14 protein-coding genes are annotated in these 18,710 nt (G+C 67.2%); 11 read left to right on the top strand and 3 right to left on the bottom strand.

Annotation, left to right across the window (positions count from 1 at the left end):
* Window positions 1–92: 92 nt before the first annotated feature.
* Both P2T60_RS01745 and P2T60_RS01740 read right to left on the bottom strand, forming a co-directional pair.
* On the bottom strand, window positions 93–1,097 hold the full coding sequence (locus P2T60_RS01745) for a GNAT family N-acetyltransferase (protein WP_276280837.1): 1,005 nt from the start codon (window positions 1,095–1,097) through the stop codon (window positions 93–95).
* 288 nt (window positions 1,098–1,385) lie between these two features.
* Window positions 1,386–1,970 (bottom strand): hypothetical protein, encoded by a 585-nt coding sequence (locus P2T60_RS01740; protein ID WP_276280836.1) that lies wholly within the window; start codon window positions 1,968–1,970, stop codon window positions 1,386–1,388.
* 138 nt (window positions 1,971–2,108) lie between these two features.
* On the opposite strand from P2T60_RS01740, the gene P2T60_RS01735 reads away from it, so the two are divergent.
* From P2T60_RS01735 to P2T60_RS01715, 5 genes are all read left to right on the top strand, one after another.
* Window positions 2,109–5,444 carry a glycoside hydrolase family 97 N-terminal domain-containing protein gene (locus tag P2T60_RS01735; RefSeq protein WP_276280835.1) on the top strand — a complete coding sequence of 1,112 codons (3,336 nt, stop codon included), beginning with the start codon at window positions 2,109–2,111 and terminating at the stop codon, window positions 5,442–5,444.
* A gap of 228 nt (window positions 5,445–5,672) precedes the next feature.
* Window positions 5,673–8,654, top strand: a complete 2,982-nt coding sequence (locus P2T60_RS01730) for a glycosyl hydrolase (RefSeq protein WP_276280834.1) — start codon at window positions 5,673–5,675, stop codon at window positions 8,652–8,654.
* Window positions 8,655–8,912: 258 nt separating this feature from the next.
* Window positions 8,913–9,947, top strand: a complete 1,035-nt coding sequence (locus tag P2T60_RS01725) for a thiamine pyrophosphate-dependent dehydrogenase E1 component subunit alpha (RefSeq protein WP_276280833.1) — start codon at window positions 8,913–8,915, stop codon at window positions 9,945–9,947.
* Window positions 9,944–10,954 (top strand): alpha-ketoacid dehydrogenase subunit beta, encoded by a 1,011-nt coding sequence (locus P2T60_RS01720; RefSeq protein ID WP_276280832.1) that lies wholly within the window; start codon window positions 9,944–9,946, stop codon window positions 10,952–10,954. Before P2T60_RS01725 ends, P2T60_RS01720 begins: the two co-directional genes overlap by 4 nt.
* Entirely contained in the window at window positions 10,955–11,986 is a 1,032-nt protein-coding gene (locus P2T60_RS01715) for an NAD(+)/NADH kinase (protein WP_276280831.1), read from the top strand. It abuts the gene before it with no gap.
* Between the two features lie 23 nt (window positions 11,987–12,009).
* Here P2T60_RS01715 and P2T60_RS01710 read toward each other — a convergent pair whose 3' ends face one another.
* The gene (locus P2T60_RS01710) at window positions 12,010–13,590 is read right to left on the bottom strand and encodes a 2-oxo acid dehydrogenase subunit E2 (protein WP_420028718.1); all 1,581 of its coding nucleotides are present in this window, start codon (window positions 13,588–13,590) and stop codon (window positions 12,010–12,012) included.
* 212 nt (window positions 13,591–13,802) lie between these two features.
* On the opposite strand from P2T60_RS01710, the gene P2T60_RS01705 reads away from it, so the two are divergent.
* From P2T60_RS01705 to P2T60_RS01680, 6 genes are all read left to right on the top strand, one after another.
* Window positions 13,803–15,704: a type II secretion system F family protein gene (locus tag P2T60_RS01705; RefSeq protein WP_276280829.1), complete on the top strand. Its 1,902-nt coding sequence runs from the start codon at window positions 13,803–13,805 to the stop codon at window positions 15,702–15,704.
* Window positions 15,705–15,712: 8 nt separating this feature from the next.
* Complete coding sequence (locus P2T60_RS01700) at window positions 15,713–16,522, top strand: DUF7289 family protein (protein ID WP_382210419.1); 810 nt, start codon at window positions 15,713–15,715, stop codon at window positions 16,520–16,522.
* A gap of 96 nt (window positions 16,523–16,618) precedes the next feature.
* Complete coding sequence (locus P2T60_RS01695) at window positions 16,619–17,041, top strand: DUF7266 family protein (protein ID WP_276280827.1); 423 nt, start codon at window positions 16,619–16,621, stop codon at window positions 17,039–17,041.
* Window positions 17,041–17,715, top strand: coding sequence for a DUF7263 family protein (locus P2T60_RS01690; RefSeq protein ID WP_276280826.1), 675 nt, complete (start codon window positions 17,041–17,043; stop codon window positions 17,713–17,715). Before P2T60_RS01695 ends, P2T60_RS01690 begins: the two co-directional genes overlap by 1 nt.
* Window positions 17,708–18,148: a DUF7262 family protein gene (locus P2T60_RS01685; protein ID WP_276280825.1), complete on the top strand. Its 441-nt coding sequence runs from the start codon at window positions 17,708–17,710 to the stop codon at window positions 18,146–18,148. The genes P2T60_RS01690 and P2T60_RS01685 overlap by 8 nt, the downstream gene beginning before the upstream one ends.
* Entirely contained in the window at window positions 18,136–18,699 is a 564-nt protein-coding gene (locus P2T60_RS01680; protein ID WP_276280824.1) for a DUF7261 family protein, read from the top strand. Before P2T60_RS01685 ends, P2T60_RS01680 begins: the two co-directional genes overlap by 13 nt.
* The last annotated feature ends 11 nt before the right edge of the window (window positions 18,700–18,710 follow it).

Below are 18,710 nucleotides of genomic sequence, written 5' to 3'. Positions count from 1 at the left end.
TTTATATGTTTGCGTCCGCAGCCGGGTACCCGGAAAATCGCCACAAATCGGACGACCGACCCCGTTCGGTCGTCTCACGTCCCTCGACCGACCTACAACCCAACTGCCATCATCACCTCGTCCACGAACTCACCGTCGATGCGGTAGTGGTCCCGACGAACCGCCTCGACTGTCCACCCGTGATTCCCGAGGAAGTCGATGGCCGCCCGGTTCGTACCGGGGAGGCTCTGGTACACCTTGTGGTAGCCGTTGGCGGCGGCCCAAGCGAGCGCGGTCCGTGAGAGTTGGCTTCCGATACCCCGCCGACGCAAGTCCGACCGCACGCCAACGGTCAGTTCGGCGGTGTGGTCGAGGTACTCGATGCCGGGGAGGGTGAGATGCGCCCACCCGACGAGTTGCGAGTCGCCCGTCGTCGCGTCGTCCACCGTGGCGACGAAGAACAGACGCGAGCGGGTGTCCGTGTGGCGGATGACGGTCCCCTGGGAGGCGAGTTGCGCGGCGATGCTCTCGGCGACGACGTACGTCCGCCCGTCGGTCACGTCGCGGATGAGCGTCACGAGGTCCGCGAGGTCCTCCTGTCCGGCCGGGCGAATGGTCACGTCGAGGCCCCCCATCGCGTACGTCATCTCGACATCCGTACCGCGGACGGCGCGGAGTATCCCGTCGTCCGCTTCGAGGTAGTTCTGCTTGACGAGCCACTGGATTGCGATGGCGAGGTCCTCGGTGGGCAAGTCGATTTGCTCGTGGACTTCTTCGTCGGACGCGACGCCTTGCCGTTCGACGTAGCGGTAGACGCGCTTCTGGGCGTCGGTCTCGAAGTCGAGTGCCGCGAACGCTTCGAGGAGGTCGTTGGGAACCGGCGAATCGGGGGGCGACGGCCGTTCGCGCTGGCCCACCTCCGAACCGGGGGCGGCGCTGGCGGATTGACCGTCGGGGGCGTCCCCGAGAGACCGGAACGCACTACCGTATCGACGGCCGTCCGGCGCGTGGTTCGGGTCCGACCGGGTGCCGATTCGAACTCCGGCGCGCTCGTCGGAGGGGTCTCTCGGTCCGCCGTACTTGGGCGGTCGGTTCGGGTCGTCGGACTGGTGAGTCATGGAACGGGGTTCGGCGTCCCCACGTAGAAAGGTTGCTTATTGATAACGTTGCACATAATTCTGACGTGTCTCCCGTAATTTCCGTGCGGAAGCCGACAGCGGGGGAGGGCCGGACGCGGACGACACCCTCACCGGAGACACATCCCACCGCGAGGCCTGAAATATCAGCACGAATCGAATGGTTCGTATCCCATGTCGCCGGGGTACTTACCGGTGGCGCGACTCTCGGGACAGTTGCGCGTCGGCGTCGGGTGCCGTCGGTATCGACGTACTTCGAGACGCGTCAGGTCAGCAGATGCACTCGTCGCAGTACTCCTCCCACGAGCAGTTGTCCTGCCCGCACAGACAGCAGACGTTGCATCGCTCGTAGCACGCCGCGCTACACACCGTGTGAGTGCAGTAGCAGTCGGTCTTACAGCAGTTGTCGGTGCCAACGTCGAATCGCTCGCCGTCGGTCCGGTAGAGGTACCGGGTGTCCTCGTCGTCCGGGTAGTAGAACGCGTAGGCCCGGCCGTCGTCGCGTTCGACGGCCACGTCGAGGAACCCGCCGTCCACGTCGAGTTTCACCCGGAGTTCCTCGGAGTAGTCGCCGTCGAACGTGCGAAGCGAGGCGTCACCGGCGCTGGCGAGTCGGGTCGCGTCGGCGGCGTCGAAGACGCCGTCGTCTTCGAGCGTCGCGAGAACGTCGCCAGCGTGGGCGTCGAGCGCGCTTCGAGCTTCGCGCACGCTCGCGGTGCGCTCTCCGGCCGGAACCGCCCCCGCCGCGGCCGTTCCCGACGCCGCAGTCGCCGCGAATCCCGCCGCCGTCGCAGTCGCGCTTTTGAGGAACCGTCTCCGATTCAGTCGCTCGCCGTCTGTTTGCTTTCCTGTCATCTTTCACACTGCCACAAACACCAATGAGCTAACAATTAAAATCTGTAACGGCCAAGACGGTATCCGACCGGCGACCGAACGCGGCGCGGGTTTATTCCAATGAAAACTTTTATTTATTTTTTCTTCCCACTAAAAGCCATGCCGAATCGAGACATGAGAGATGTGAACACGTCAGCAGACGAAGGCTACGACAGGCGGGAGTTCCTTGGGCAACTCGTCGGAGCGGGCGCGGCGATTTCCGTCCCGGCGGGCGCGGCGACGGAGCGGGTACTCGCCGGTTCGACGGACGCGACTCAATCGGTCGTCTCTCCGAACGGGGACGCGCAAGTGACGTTCAAACTCGTCGATGGGACGCCCTACTACAATATCTCCTACAAGGGGACCCAACCCCTGAACGACTCGACGCTGGGCTTCGAGTTCGCCAATCAGGAGAACCTCGACGATGGCTTCGAGGTGACCGGCACCACCACCGACTCCGCGGACACGACGTGGCAACCGGTGTGGGGCGAGCAGTCGTCGGTTCGGGACAACTACGAGGAGTTGACGGTCGGACTGCGCCACGCCGCGACCGGCCGAAACCTCAATCTCACCTTCCGCGCGTACGACGACGGGGTTGCGTTCCGGTACACCATCCCCGAGAACTCGGGCGTCGGCGACTTCGCCGTCACGCAGGAGAACACCGGGTTCGACTTCGCGGGCGACTACACCAGCTGGTGGATTGCCAACAATTGGAACAACTACGAGTACCTCTACAACGAGGACCCCCTCTCTCAAATCAGCGGCGAGGGCGACGGGAACGGCAATCACGACCGGAAATCGACCGTGGACGGCGTGAACACGCCGTTCACGATGCGGGTAGCGAGCGACTGCTACATGAGTATCCACGAGGCCAACCTCACCGACTGGGCCGGGATGACCGTCACGCGGTGGAACGGCCGGGCGACCCGCTTCGAGTCGGACTTGGTTCCCCTGCCCGACGGCACGCGGGTCAAGGGGTCGGCACCCCACGCCTCGCCGTGGCGGGTGTTCATGCTCGGCGAGACGCCCGGCGACTTGCTCGAATCCGACATCGTGCTGAACCTCAACGACCCCTGCGCGTACAGCGACACCTCGTGGATAGAACCCCAGAAGTACTGCGGCGTCTGGTGGGAGTTGCACATCGGCAAATCGACGTGGGCACCCGGTCCCGACGTGGGGGCTAACACCGAGAACGTCAAAGACTACATCGACTTCGCCAGCGAACACGGGATTCCGAACGTGATGGCCGAGGGGTGGAACACCGGGTGGGGCGACGGCGACAACGCGCCCGCCGACGAGGACGGCCCGTTCAACTGGGAGGATATGAACTTCACCGAGACCCACTCCCAGTTCGACTGGCAGGAGGTCACGGACTACGCGACGAACAACGGCGTCCACTTCATGGCCCACAACGAGACCGGTTCGAACGTCAAAGACCATGACCAGTACTCCTACGAGGGGCAACTCCACGACGCGTTCTCGATGTACCAGTCGGCGGGCGTCGAGGCCATCAAGTCGGGGTACGTCAACGAGAACGGCGTCCTGATGGACGCCTCCGAGACCCGGTACAACCACCACTGTCAGGCGATGGTCAACCACTACCAGAAGGTGGTCGAAACCGCCGCCGAGTACGGGATTATGGTCAACGCCCACGAACCAATCAAGCCGACGGGCAAGCGCCGGACCTACCCCAACTTCATGTCCCGTGAGGGCGTCTCGGGCATGGAGTACCAGAACTTCCGCGGGCAGGGCAACCCGCCGGAACACACGCCCGAGTTGGCGTTCACCCGGATGCTGGCGGGGCCGACCGACTACAACACCGGTCTGTTCGACCTGACCTACCGCGCGTACAAGGACACCCGCGTCCACAACACCAGAGCGCGCGAACTCGCCCAACTGGTCGTCTTCCACAGCGGCGTCCAGATGGTGACGGACCGGCCCGTCAACTACGACTACGACCTCGAAGCCTTCCAGTTCGTCAAAGACGTGCCTGTCGATTGGGACGAGACGAAGGTGCTGGCGGGCGACATCGGCCAGCACGTCTCCATCGCCAGACGCGACGGCGACGACTGGTGGGTCGGCTCCGCCGTCGCCGACCCCGACCGACTTCGCCTTCCGCTGGACTTCCTCGACTCGGGCACCTACGACGCCCACGTCTATCAGGACGGCTACAAAGCGAGGACCTACGGCTACGAGTCGGCCGTCGAGGTCCGCCACTTCGAAATCGAGGACACCGACTCGCTGGTCGCCGACCTGCCCGAGGGCGGCGGGCAGGCGGTCCACCTGACGCCCGCGACGGGGAACGAAGACCCGGTTCCGGGCCACTACGAAACCTACTCGTCGGCCTCCTACGGCGAACCCGGCCACGACGCGACCGAGTTCAACATCGTCTCGACCGGACAGGACGTGTGGACCGGTGCCGACGACTACACCGCCGTCTACGAGGCCGACGCCGTCGGCACCGACGGCCGCGTCCGAGTCGAGGTCCCGTATCAGGAGGACACCGACGGGTGGGCGAAATCCGGCATCGTCGTCCGCAACGACGTGACGGCCGCGGGAAGTTCGACAGGCTACGTCGGCCTGTTCGTCACGCCGAACAACGGCGTTCAGTTGGCGTGGGACAGCGACGACGACGGCTACCTCGACACCGGGACCCAAGCGAGCGGCGTCTCTGCTGGCGTCCGCCTGCGACTCGACCGGTCGGGAAGCGACTTCACCGGCTACTACAGCACCGACGGCGGTTCGACGTGGACGCAGGTCGGCACCTGTACGGTCGGGTCGGCCGCGAGCGCGCAGGACGCCGCGATGGTCCACTGCTCGCACAGCGACGCTCGCGGCGTCGCCACGTTCGCCGACTTCCGCGTGGACGACCGCATCCCGATGACGCGCCCCGTCCCGAGCCAGTACGAGACGTTCGCCACGAACGCCGCCGAGTTCGGTCTCGACCAGAACGGCACCGACCTCCACGTCAACGCCGCTGGCGAGGACATGTGGACCGGCGCTGACGCCTACGGCGCGCTCGTGGACCGCGACGCCGTGGGGACCGACGACTGGGTGGAGGTCCAGCTCAAGGGCCAAGAGGACACCGACGGCTGGGCCAAGTCCGGCATCATGATTCGCAACGACGCGACGGACCCGGGGAGCGCCACCGGTTACGTCGCGCTCCACGCCACGCCCCAGAACGGCGTCCAGTTCGCGTGGGACGCCGACGGCGACGGCCACCTCGACACCGACGCCCGCGCGTCGAACACCTACCAACCGGTCTGGCTCGCCATCGAGAAGTCGGGCACGACGTTCACGGCCTACTACACGAAGGACAAGTCCGACGGCGACTGGACCCAAATCGGGAGCGTGGACCTCGGGTCGGCCGCGAGTACGCAGGACGCCGCGATGTTCACCTGCTCGCACGCCTCGGGCGAAGGCATCGCCGAGTTCGCCAACTTCGGGGTGTACTGACCGACTCCGAGTCGTGGGTACTTCGCTCGCTCACGTCTTTCGGTCCCGTGTTCGCCGGAACCGTTGGCGAACAGTTCTCTCTGCTCCGTCAGCTCATGCGTTCCCTCGGTTTCATCAGGTGAGACTGGCCATAGCCAATAAAAATCATTTAGTAACAACATAAAACTAAATTAATTCTAAATAATTTATATATTTCTACATCTCGAATCGTAGTTCCGGTCGAACACGATGGACGAACACACCGACGAAACGGAATCCGACTGGCGGAGTCAGTCGAACGAACGAGACGAATCGAACGACACGCCGTCGCTGTCGCGGCGAACCTACTGCAAGGCGCTCGGTGCCGTCGGGTTAGCCGGGTCGGCGTCGATACCGGAACCGGTCACGGCCGCGAGCGGAATTCACAGCGTCGGCAACGGAAGCTACACCCACGCGAAGCCATCGGGCGAGGACGAACCGCCGACGACGCTGTACACGACCGGAAACGTCGGGGGACCGATGCCGTCCAACGACTGGTGGTCGTCTGCGCTCGTCACCGGGTACTCGGAGAACCTCTTCTTCCATCCGGGGTTCGCACTGGCCGACGGGACCGGTTTGCAGGTCGGCCATCCGACGACGTGGAACTACCCCGGAGCGGACGCGAAGATGAACGTCGAGCGCGACTTCACGCTGGGCCACACCGCGACCACGTTCGCCGATACGCGAGTCGATGGGTACAGCGACTGGTCGGTGACGCTGAAGTGGGACACCGGCACCGGGACGACCCTCACCGCCTCGTTGACGAAGGGTTCACCGTACATCTTCTGTGAGTACGACGGCGGCGGTGCCGAACTCGAATTCCGGACGGCTCCCACCGTCTGGGACGACCGGGGGAACGTCCTCGGACTGACCCACGACGGCAAACACTACGGACTGTTCGCGCCCTCGGGCGACGACTGGTCTGGCGTCGGGTCGGCCACGCTGACCAACGACCTCACGGGTGGATACGTGACGATTGCCGTCCTCCCCGACGGCACGTCTTCGACCCTCGACACCTTCGAGCAGTACGCGTACAACTTCATCACCGACACTGGCGCGGGCGATGCGACCCGTGTCAGTCCGACCTACGACCAAGCCGCTGGCGAGGTCCGGACGACCTACTCGTTCAACACGACGACCAAGCCCGAGAGTCAGGCCAGCGGAACGATTACGGGACTGTATCCCCACCAACACAAGTATCTCGACGACTCGACGCTGGCCTACACCTACGAGTGCCCGCGCGGTACGATGAAGACGACCAGCGGGTCGTCGTTCACGACGACCCACCCCTTCCGCGGCATCCTCCCGTTCCTGCCCGACGAAGGGTCTTACGACAGTTCGGAGCTATCGAGCTACGTCAACGAGGTGTCGGCGAGCTACGACGACAGTCAAGGAAGCGGAACCTACTGGACCGGGAAGGACTACGGTCGGATGGCCGAGGCGGCACCAATCGCCGACCAAGTCGGCAACACGAGCAAGCGAGACGCCCTGCACGACGCCATCCGGACGGAACTGGAGGACTGGCTCACCGCCAGCAACGGCGAGAGCGAGAACCTCTTCTATTACAACGACCAGTGGGGCACGCTACTGGGCTACCCGGACTCGTTCGGCGCGGCCAGCAGTCTCAACGACCACCACTTCCACTACGGCTACTTCGTTCGGGGCGCGGCCGAACTCGCCCGCAACGACGAGTCGTGGAGCGCGGACAGCAACTGGGGCGGGATGGTCGACCTGCTCGTCCGCGACTACGCGAACTGGGAACGACCGAACGGCGCGAATACCCAAGAACCGGCGGACAACCCCGCCGACTCGTTCCCGTTCCTGCGGAACTTCAGTCCGTTCGGCGGCCACTCGTGGGCCGCGGGCACCGCGGAGTTCGCGGATGGCAACAACCAAGAGTCGTCCTCGGAAGCCATCCACGCTTACGGCGCGATGGTCCAGTGGGCCGTCTTCACGGGCAACGACGAGATGCTGAACTGGGCGGCGTATCTCTACACTCACGAGATGCTCGCCTCGATGGAATACTGGTTCGACGTGGACAACCAGAACCAACCCGACGGCTGGGACCACGACACCGCGGGCATCGTGTGGGGTGACAAGTACGCCTACGGGACGTGGTTCTCCAGCGATTCCGAGGCGATTCACGGCATCAACTACCTGCCGTTCGGCGGTCACTCGCTGTACCTCGGGTGGGACGCCGACTTGGCCGAACGCAACTACAGCGAAGCGGTTGCCAACGACGACAACGGCGGCGCGTGGGACTACTGGCCGGACATCATGTGGAACTACCGGGCGTTCTCGAACGTGAGCGACGCCAAGGACATGTTCCAGTCGGCGAAAAACTACACGCCGGAGGCTGGCGAGACGAAGGCCCACACCTACCACTGGATTTACAACATCGACGCGATGGGGAACCCGGACCCGTCGGTGACCGCGGACTATCCGCTCGCCTACGCGTTCGACGACGGAACCGAGACGACCTACGTGGCCTACAACGGCGAAGACGCGTCCATCACGGTGACCTTCTCGGACGGCACGTCGCTCTCGGTTCCGGCCAACTCGATGGCGACGAGTACGGGCGACAGCAGCGACCCATCCGACACGACGGCCCCGACCACGCCGTCGAACCTCAGTTCGACCGGTCACACCAGTTCGTCGGTCAGTCTCGCGTGGGACGCCGCGAGCGACAGCGGTTCGGGCGTTGACCACTACAACGTCTACGTCGACGGGACACGGAGCCAGCAGGTCTCGGCGGGGACGACCATGACGACCGTCTCCGGTCTCGCCAGCGGTACGACGTACGACTTCTACGTCACCGCCGTGGACGGCGCGGGCAACGAATCCGGCGCGTCCAACACCGTCAGCGTCACCACCGACTCGTCGGGGAACAGTGACTACAGCCAGAGTGCCACCCGAATCGACGGCTCCGACGGCGATACCGCCATCGACGAACTGCTGTTCGAGTTCGTCTCGAACGTCGGTTCGGACTGGGTGGACGTTCACTACACCGTCAACGGAGGCACGCAGTACAACTACCGGATGAACAACCCGAGCGGCGACACGCACACGCTCGACACGAGTCCGGACTACGTGGTCGGCGACTTCAGTTCGGGCGACAACGTCGAGTACTACTTCACGTACGAGAAGAACGGCGGGGCGAACGACACGGAGTGGTTTAGCCTCACGTACTGAAACTCGCGGTTCGGCGGATGCTCTCCGGCGGGAGACCGACGACGGAGGCGCTCGCGGCGTCGGTCTCGAACGTCGCAATTATCTCTCACCGTTTACCAAATTTTTTCATTGCTTTAGACATTATACGCATGTCCGAATCGGTCCGGGTTCCGAGGCGATTTTCCCGAGTCTCAGGCCGAATAACCCATATTTTGTACAAATTTTTCCGTCAGTTTGCGCAACAGTCTTTGAGTATTGGCACCGAGTGACGTGCATCGCATGGTAGTAATCGACCTCGAAACGGAGGACGGCCAGAGAGAAGCGATGCGCCGGATGCTGACCATCCGCGCGTTCGACAGCAAAGCGGGGGAACTGTTCGGCGACGGGGAACTTCCCGGATTCGTCCACCTCTACATCGGCGAGGAGGCCGTCGGCGTCGGGGCCTGTGCCGCGCTGGAAGACGACGACTACATCACGAGTACCCACCGCGGTCACGGCCACTGCATCGCGAAGGGACTCGACCCCGAGGAGATGATGGCGGAACTGTACGGCAAAGCCGACGGCTACTGCAACGGGAAGGGCGGGTCGATGCACATCGCGGACGTGGACGCCGGAATGTTGGGCGCGAACGGCATCGTCGGCGCGGGACCGCCGCTGGCGACGGGTGCCGCCCTCACGTCCCAATACAACGACGAGGGGACCGTCGCGCTCGCGTTCTTCGGCGACGGGGCCGTCGCACAGGGCCAGATTCACGAGGCTATCAACATCGCCGCGACGTGGGACCTCCCGGCGGTGTTCTTGGTCGAGAACAACCAGTTCGGCGAGGGGACGCCCGTCGAGAAGCAACACAACGTCCAGAATCTCAGCGAGACGGCCGAGGCGTACAACATCCCCGGCTTCACGGTCGATGGGATGGACGTGACGGCCGTCTACGAGGCGGTACGCGAGGCCCGCAAGCGCGCCGCCGACGGCGAGGGACCGACGTTTATCGAAGCGGAGACGTACCGCTACCGCGGCCACTTCGAGGGCGACCAGCAACCCTACCGGACCGACGAGGATGTCGCAATCTGGCAGGACCGCGACGCCATCGAGTCGTTCAAAGGGCGACTGGTCGAGGCCGGGACGCTCACCGAATCGGAGTTCGACGAGATGGAAGCGACGGCCCGAGACGAAATCGAAGCGGCGGCCGCGAAAGCGAAAGAAGCCGACTACCCCGACCCGAGCGAGGCGTACGACGACATGTTCAACCAGACCGTCCCGGAGATTAGTGCGTTTGCCGACCGAATGCGGACCGACGGGGGTGAGGACCGATGAGTACCGACACCGCGGCCGGGTCCGGACCGGCGGACACCGAGGAGATGACGGTCCGCGAGGCGATTCGCCTCGCCATGCGAGAGGAACTGGAACAGGACGACGACGTGTTCGTCGTCGGCGAGGACGTGGGCGAGTTCGGCGGCGTCTTCGAGGTGACGAGCGGACTGGTCGACGATTTCGGCGAAGACCGCATCCGCGACACCCCCATCAGCGAGGCCGGGTTCATGGGGGCGGCGGTCGGCGCGGCGGCGACCGGAACGCGGCCGGTCGTCGAAATCATGTTCGCCGACTTCCTCGGCGTCTGCGCCGAGCAGATAATCAACCAGATGGCGAAAAACCGGTACATGTTCGGCGGGAAGACGGAGATGCCCGTCACCGTCAGAACGACCGAGGGCGGCGGGATGGGTGCCGCCAGCCAACACTCGGGCACGCTCCACACGTGGTTCGCCCACTTCCCCGGCGTGATGGCGGTCGCACCGGGGTCGCCAGCCTCGGCGAAGGGACTGCTCAAGACCGCGATTCGGTCCGACGACCCGGTGTTCGTGTTCGAGAACAAGATGATGTACGAGCAGACGGGCGAGGTGCCGCTGGACGAGAACTTCACGATTCCGCTCGGCGAGGCGAGCGTCGAGCGCGAGGGCGAGGACGTGACCGTCGTGGCGACCCAGCGGATGGTCGGCGAGTCGCTCGAACTCGCCGAGGAACTCGCCGGGGAGACGAGCGTCGAAGTCATCGACCTCCAGTCGCTCTACCCGCTGGACACCGACACGCTGGTCGAGAGCGTGAACAAGACGGGACGCCTCGTGGTCGCCGACGAGAGTCCCCTGTCGTACGGGACCCACGCCGAAGTAGCCTCTCGCGTCATGGAGAACGCATTCTACAGCCTCGACGCGCCGATTCAGCGCGTCGGGGTCGCCGACGTTCACATCCCCTTCAGTCCGGCGCTCGAAGACGAAGTGTTGCCCCACGGCGACGACGTGAAGGCGGCAATCGACCGCATCGTATAAGTGACGACGACAATCGGTCTCGTCGTGAACCCGGCCGCCGGGCGCGACATCAGACGCCTCACCGGCGGTGCCAGCGTCAGTAACAACTACGCGAAGCGCCGCACCGCCGAGTGCGTCCTCGAAGGACTCACGCTACTGGACGACGCCGAGGTGCTGGTCATGCCCGACGCGACGGGTCTCGCCGAGGGCATCGTCGCCGACGCTCCCGACGCGCTCTCGGTCGGCAGTCTCGACATGACGGTGACGGCGTCCGGGGAAGACACGCGCACTGCGGCGAAGCACTTCGCCGCCGAGACGGACATCGCGGTCGTTCTCGGCGGTGACGGGACGAACCGCGATGTCGCTCACGCAATCGGCGACGTACCGGTCGTCAGCGTCTCGACCGGGACGAACAACGTCGTTCCGACGACGGTTGACGGCACCGTCGCCGGGATGGCCGCGGCACTCGTCGGGAGCGGCGCAGTTCCGGCCGACGAGGTGACGACGCGCCACGGCACCGTCGAAGCGGTCGTGGAAGGCGACGCCACCGACGACCGCGAATCCGGCACTCGCCGGATTCGCGGACTCGCAACCCTCGGGATACTGGACCGGTCGTTCGTCGGGACGCGGGCGATTCTCGACCCGTCGAACGTCGTCGGCGGCGTGGTCTCGCGGGCCGCGTCCGACGAAATCGGTCTCTCCGGTATCGCGGGCGGTCTCGTCACCCACCGGCCCGACGACCCCGGCGGCGTCGGGTTCCGCCTCGGTCCCGGCGACTCCGCCCGGACCGTGCGGGCCGTCACCGTGCCCGGCGTCCTCTCGCGGGTCGCGGTCGGCGAACACCGCGTCCTCGACGACGGCGAGGCGTTCGCGTTCGAGGTCTCCTCGGGCGTGGTCAGCGCCGACGGGGAACGCGACCTCGAAGTGCGAGACGCCGTCGTCTCCGTGCGTCCGGTCGCCGACGGTCCCCGAATCGTCCGCGTCGAGGACGCGTTCGAACGCGCCGCGGCCGACGGGTATTTTCGCGGAGAAGAGCCGTTTCGGACGAACTAATCGAGGGGCGTCCCCCGACCGTCTCAACGCTCACCGGCCGCGACGACGAGCGGCCACGGATTTTCGACGTGTTCGACCAGCGACCCGAGGAAGCGCGCGGCGTCCGCCCCGTCCACGACCCGGTGGTCGAACGACAGCGAGAACGAGATTCGCTTGCGGACGGCGACCTCACCGCCCTCGGTGGGCACCACCTCGGGTCGAATGGCGTTGACGCCGAGGATGGCCACTTGCGGCGGGTTGATAACTGGGTCGAACGACTCGACGCCCAGCACGCCGAGATTCGAGACGGTTATCGTCCCGCCCGAGAGGTCTTCCATCGAGTACTCCCCCGAGAGCGCGCGCTGAGTCACCCGCGCGCGCTCCGCGGCGATTTCCGAGAGCGACAGCGAGTCGATGCCGCGGACGACCGGGGCTATCAACCCCGCGTCGATGTCCACGGCGACGCAAACGTCGTGTGCCTCCCGGAGACGGTGAACGTCGTCCTCGAAGGTCGCGTTGAACTCCGGGTTCTCGTCGAGGGCCGCCGAGAGCGCGACCAACAAGATGTCCGTCACCGACACGTCCGGGTCCAGTGCCTCGTCGGACGCCGACGCCGCCGCGAGCAACTCCTCGGCGTCCGCCCCGCGGTGTTCGGTGACGTGGACGGCCTCCCGGTAGCTCTGCCCGAGTCGCTCGGCGATGGTGCGCCGCATCTCCGAGAGCGGGCGGTCCTCCGTTCGGGTCCCCGGAACCTCGGCGGTCCCGGCCTCCGAGTCGGTCGCGGCCCGCACGTCAGTCTCGGTGATTCGACCGCCCGGCCCGCTACCGGAGATTCGGCCGACGTTCACGCCGAGTTCGCGCGCGAGTCGGCGCGCGCTCGGCGCGGCGAAGACGCGCTCGGTCGGCGTCTCGGGGTCGGCGGCCGACTCCGCGTCCGAGGGTGACGCTGGCGACTCCGACTCGGAACCCGCCGACGCTGACTCGGAAACCGACTCGGCGGCACTCTCCACGTCCGTTTCAGTGACTGCCCCCTGCGGTCCCGTCCCGTCCACCGTCGAGAGCGCAACGTCGAGTTCGTCGGCGCGCTTTTCGGCGCGCGGCGAGGCCTTGACCGGTTCGGACGAGTCGTCGCGTTCGTCCGCCGCCGCTTCCACGTCTCCCTCGGTGACTGCACCCTGCGGCCCGGTCCCCTCGGCGACGGCGAGGTCGATGCCCAACTCCTCGGCGCGTCTCCTCGCTCGGGGAGACGCCGTGACCTCCTCGGTCCCGGAGGATTCCGTCGCCGTCTGGCTTCCCGCGCTCGCGGTGGCTGTCGCGGCTTCGGCGGTCTCCGGTTCGGACTCTTCCGCGTCGGATGCGGCGGACTCACCGCCAGCCTCGGCCACGAGGTCGGCGATGTCGGCGTCGGCCGGTGCGACGATAGCCATCGGTCCGCCGGGTTCGGTCTCCTCGCCCACGTCGAGTAACACGCGTCGTAGTACGCCGTCCTCGCGCGCCTCGACCTCGGCGGTCGTCTTCGCCGACTCGATTTCGGCGATGACGCTCCCCTCCGAAACCGCCTCTCCCTCCGTCACGAACCACTCGTTGACGGTCCCGGTGTCCATCTCCAACCCCAGCTTTGGCATCTTGACAATGTACGCCACGGTACTGTGATACACGGAGTACCCCGATATAGCCGCTCCGGTGTGAGCACCGGAAGAGAACCGTGAAGCGGACGAACAATCCGAAATCGGCGTCGGGGCGTCGAGAGGGCCACCGGTCGCGCGATAGTACTAGCCCTTAAATACCAGAAAGAATAGAAGAACGGCCATGAACTCGATTCGAGGAGGACGACCGAGTGGACCGGTCCGCTAACGCCACCCAAGCGACGCCGACCCTCTCGGTCTTGGACCGCGCGCTCTACGCGCTGTTCTCCCGGCACGCCGACGCCTCGCGCCACGACGCCGACCGCAAGCACTACCGCGCGACCGACGTGACCACGAGTTTCGACGTGTACCTCTCGCGGGCCTACGGCCTGTCGTGGCTCGCGTTCGCGGTCGTCTCTGGGTGGACGTTCGTCGTGGTGGTCGCGCTCCCCGACGCCACCCTCGCGGCGGCGGCCGACTTCCTCCGGCGCGGGATTCCGGGTCTCGAAACCGTCGGCGTCCCGGCCGTCTCCCGCGGCGGCGTGGCCGCCGCCGCGGGACTCGCGGTCGGTCTCGCGGCCAAGCGCGCGACGGTGGCGCTCGGCGGCCAGTACCTGAAGTGGACCGCGAGCGCCCGCCGGTCGAACATCGAGGCGACCCTGCCCGGTGCGGTCCGGTATCTCCACGCCCTCTCGTCGGGAAGCGAGGACGGCGCGGCCATGCTCCGGAAGGTCGCCGACCGCGAGGAAGCCTACGGCGAGACGGCCGTGGCGTTCCGAAAGGCGCTGAACAAGGCGACCCTGACCGGAAGTTTGGCCGAGGGCCTGCGAATCGTAGCCCGCGACACGCCCTCGCGGAACGCGCTCGCGCCTTTCCTCGTGAAGTTCCGCGAACACGCCGAGCAGGGACCCGACGCGCTGGCCCAGTACCTCCGGATGGAGAGTCGGATGCTCTCGAACCGCCAGTCCAGAAGCCGCGACCAAGCGAGCGACTTCCTCGAACTGCTCGCCGAGACGTTCGTCGTCCTGCTCGTCCTCCCGGCCCTGCTGGTCATCGTCGTGACCGTGATGAGCGTCCTCGCGCCCGGTCTGAGCGCCGAGACTGCGACGCCGGTCGGGCCGATTTCGGCCCGCGCGATGCTGGTCTACGGGAGCGCCGGGTTCATCCTCGTCGTCGGCGCGGGCGCGGCCCTCGTCGTCGCCGCGCTCCGCCCGCCAGACCAGTCGGGACGGACCTATCGGCGTCCGGGCGACCCGCTCGCCACGCTCGCCAGCACGCTCCGGAACCCGGCGAGCGCGCTGGTCGTCTTCGCGCCGGTCGGTCTCCTCGTCGGCGGCGCGCTCCGAGCGCTCGGCTATCACCCCGCGAACGTCGTCCTCCTCGGGTACGTCGCGTTCGCGCTCCCGGTCGGACTGGTCGCGCTCCGGCGGGCCAACATCGACGACGCGAAGGACCGCGAAATCAAGGACTTCGTTCACGCCGTCTCGGGTCACGTCAGCCTCGGCCGCCCGTTCTCGGCGGCGGTCGAACGAGTCGCCCGCGACGTGGACCTCGGCGCGCTGAACGACGACGTGGCGGACCTCGCGTTCAACGCGAACCTGACCACTCGCGGCGGCGACCTGCAAGCGTCGGCCCTCTCGCAGTTCGTCAGCCGAGTCGGGACGCCGCTGGCCGACCAGACCGTCGGACTCGTCACGGGCGCACTCGACGCGGGAGGGGACGCCGAAGCCGTCTTCGAGACGCTACAGGTCGAAATCGGACAGCTCTACCACCAGAAGAAGGCGCTTCGCTCGAACATGTTAGTCTACGTCGCCGTCGGATGGACCACGGCCCTGCTGGTGGTCGGCATCATGGTCGCGGTCAACGGCTACGTCCTCGACAGTTTCGCGCAACTCTCGTCCATCTCGACGGCCGACGCGGGAATCGCGCTCGACGCCGACGCCGTGCAACCCGCCCGCGACCGGCGGCGGTTCTACGTCGTGACGCAGGCGACGATGCTGGCCTGCGGGTGGTTCGCCGGGTACGCGAGTCGCGGGCGCTACGAGGCACTGCTCCACTCGGCGGCGTTGGTCGGGGTCGCGTACTTCGTCTTCGCGGGGGTCGGGATGGTGTGAGTCGGCGGTTGCGCTCCGGCGCGTCGCAGTCGCGCCGGACACGGAAGCGGCGACTCCTCGGGCGGCGCGCCCAGTCGAACGTCGTCGGCGTCGCCATTCTGCTCGGCGTGGTCGTGGTCGCGCTCGGGTCGCTGACCGCCGCCGTCGGCACCGTGGTCGAGGAGAACGCCGCGGCCGCCGACTCCGCTCGCGTGGCCGCCGACTTCGACGCGGCGCTCGACCCCGTGGCGGCAACGGGTGCCCGCCGCGGTCGGGTCTCGTTCACCGACGGCGAGTTGCGCACCGTCGAGCGAGAGATGCGAGTGCTGAACGAGTCGGGGACGATTCGGACGATTCGGACCGACGCGCTCGTGTTCACCGCGGGCGACCGCCGGGTGGCGTTCCTCGCCGGGGCCGTCGTCCGCGGACCGCCCGGCAACGCCCGGATGCGGACCGCGCCGCCGATTACGGCCTCGCGGGGCGGCGGCGCGAGGGCCGGTGGAGGCGGCGCAGACACCGGGAGCGACCTCGGCGTCCTCGTGGTCGGTGCGCCGAGGTTGAACGGGTCCGTTTCGGTGTCGGCGAGCGGCGGCGGGTCGGTCGTCCTCCGGACCACGGTGTCCCACCACCGGACGCGCCTCGGGAACGGCACCTACCGGGTCGCGGTCGAGACCGCGAACACCGAGGCGTGGCGGCGACACGTCGAGCGACAGAACGCGACGGCGACGACGCGGGACTTCGACGGCGACGGCGTGACGAGCGTCGTGGCCGCCTACCCCGGCGAGCGCGTGGCCTATCTCGTGGTCCACGACCTACGACTGGAGGTGCGCCGTGGGTAGCGAACGCGGCCAGCGCGGGTGCGAGCGCACCCGCGCTGCGCTTGCGGGGGACGTTCGGACGGAAATCGCGCCGTCTCGCCGGTCGTCGGGAAGGCGATGGAGGCGAGCGTCGTCGTCCTCTACGTCGGGGTTCTGACCGCAACGCTCTACGGCGGCGTCGTCCCCGAGTACCGGACCGCGGCGGGCGCTGAGGTCGGCGAGCGCGTGCTGGCCCAGTCCGCCGAACGCGTCCAGCAGGCCGTGCCGACCGACGCCCGAGCGGTCCGCGTCCGAGCGGAGGTGTCGCTCCCACGGACGCTCCGGGGACGGGCGTACGCGATTCGGACCGAGAATCGGACGCTGGTGCTGGACCACCCCGACGAGAGAATAGACGGCCGAGTCACGCTCGCGCTCCCCGAGACGGTCGATTCGGTCCGGGGCAACTGGTCGAGTCGGGACCCCGCGTTCGTCGCGGTCCGGAGCGACGGCGCGGGCGGTCTGGCGGTCAGACTGGAGTCGGGCGACGGAGGCGGCGACTGATGCGCGCCCAGATGAACCTGCCCGCGCTGGCAGTCGCGCTTCTGGTCGTGACAACGGTGACGGTCGTGAGCCTCGGGATGGCCGACCGCGCGTACCTGAGCGCCGAACGGGACGCCGACCAGCGCCGGGTCGCCGTCGCGCTCTCGGAGCGACTCGTCGCACCCGACGCGGCGGTCACGACTCGGGCGAACGTCCTCGAAGACGACGCGCTCGCGGACCTGAACGCCCCCCGACTCCGAACGCTGTTTCCCGTGGCCGAGGGCTACGACGTGCGGGTCCGACTCGGCGACCGGACGCTCGCGTCCGCGGGCGACCCGACCGGCGGGACGACGGTTCGGCGACTCGTGCTGGTCGAGAACCGGACGGAAACGACGTTGACGCCGAATCTCTCGGCGAGCGACCCGGCCGTGACCCTGCCGCGGCGCTCGCCGCGGGTCGAACTCGCACTGACTCCGCCGTCCGAAAGAAACGTAAAGATTGTTAAAACAAATGAAAAAGTGGTTTTGCGGAACGAGTCGGGGCTTCGGGGGACGTTCGCGGTCGAACTCTCGCGGTTCGAGACCACGACGCTGACCTTCGAGACGGACGGCCCGCTTCCCGCGGGGAGCGTCGAAGTGACCTACTACCCGGCCGAGACGACCAAGGCGGTGCTGGCGGTGACGGTGGATGAGTGACGAACGCGCCCGCGGCGTCCGCGCGCGGACGCCGCGTGGCCAACTCTCGCTGTCGGTGGTGGAGGCCGGAATCGGCGTCGTCCTGATTCTGGCGGTGGCGATGGGGTTCGCGCTCGGCGTCTCGCCGCCCGACGGCAGGGCCGCCCAGTTGGACCTCTACGCCGAGGACGCCGCCACCGTCCTCGCGGGCGAACCGCCGCGACACGGCGGCGCGACCCGACTCTCGGAGGTCGTGCGCTCGCCCGACGCCTTCGACCGCGAGCGGTCGGCCCTGCGTCGGCGGGTCGCGCGCATCCTGCCCGACAACCTCATGTTCCGGGTCCGGACGCCCCACGGCGCGGTCGGATTCCGGAAACCCGCGGGCGTGGCGATTGGGACGGCCAGCGTGACCACCGCTCACGGCGACGTGACGATTCGGGTGTGGTACGCGTGACCCGGCGTGCGCCGGGGGCCGACCGCCCGCCCGCCGGAGAGCGCGCCCAACTCGTCCTCGCGGCGGCGGCGCTGGTCGCCGTCGCCCTCGCGCCGGTCGTGGTCGCGTACCTCCAGTTGGGTTACCACGCCGACGTGACCGCGAGCGCGGAGTACGACTCCCCCGGCAGGAACGCCGAGCGACTCCTCGGGCGGGCGGTCCACGACGCCACCCGCGACGTGCCCGCCGACTTCGCGTGGGGCGAGCGAACGGCGGCCGTGGCCGCCGTTCGCGCCGACCTGCGGCCCAGACTCGACGCCCTGCGGTCCTCGCGGGTCGAATCGGGGACGGTCTATCAGGTCTCGTACAACCGGTCGGCGGCCGAGGCGTGGCGCGATTCGAGTTGTCCCGGCGGACCGAACCGGCAGTTCGGTCCCTGCGAGGCGCGGCGCGGCGTGGTCGTCCAGAATCGGGCGGGCCGGACCCACGTCCTCGCCGTCGCGTTCGACGTTCGGGTGGTGAGCGAGGAGTCGGAGATGGCGCTGACGCTGGTGGTCGAGGGCGTCGAGTGAGTGCGACGCTC

Origin of the sequence: Halorussus caseinilyticus (assembly GCF_029338395.1) — an archaeon.
Classification (GTDB): Archaea; Halobacteriota; Halobacteria; order Halobacteriales; family Haladaptataceae; genus Halorussus; species Halorussus caseinilyticus.
Note: the sequence above shows the minus strand (reverse complement) of the source record. Positions and strands in the feature narration are given on the sequence as shown.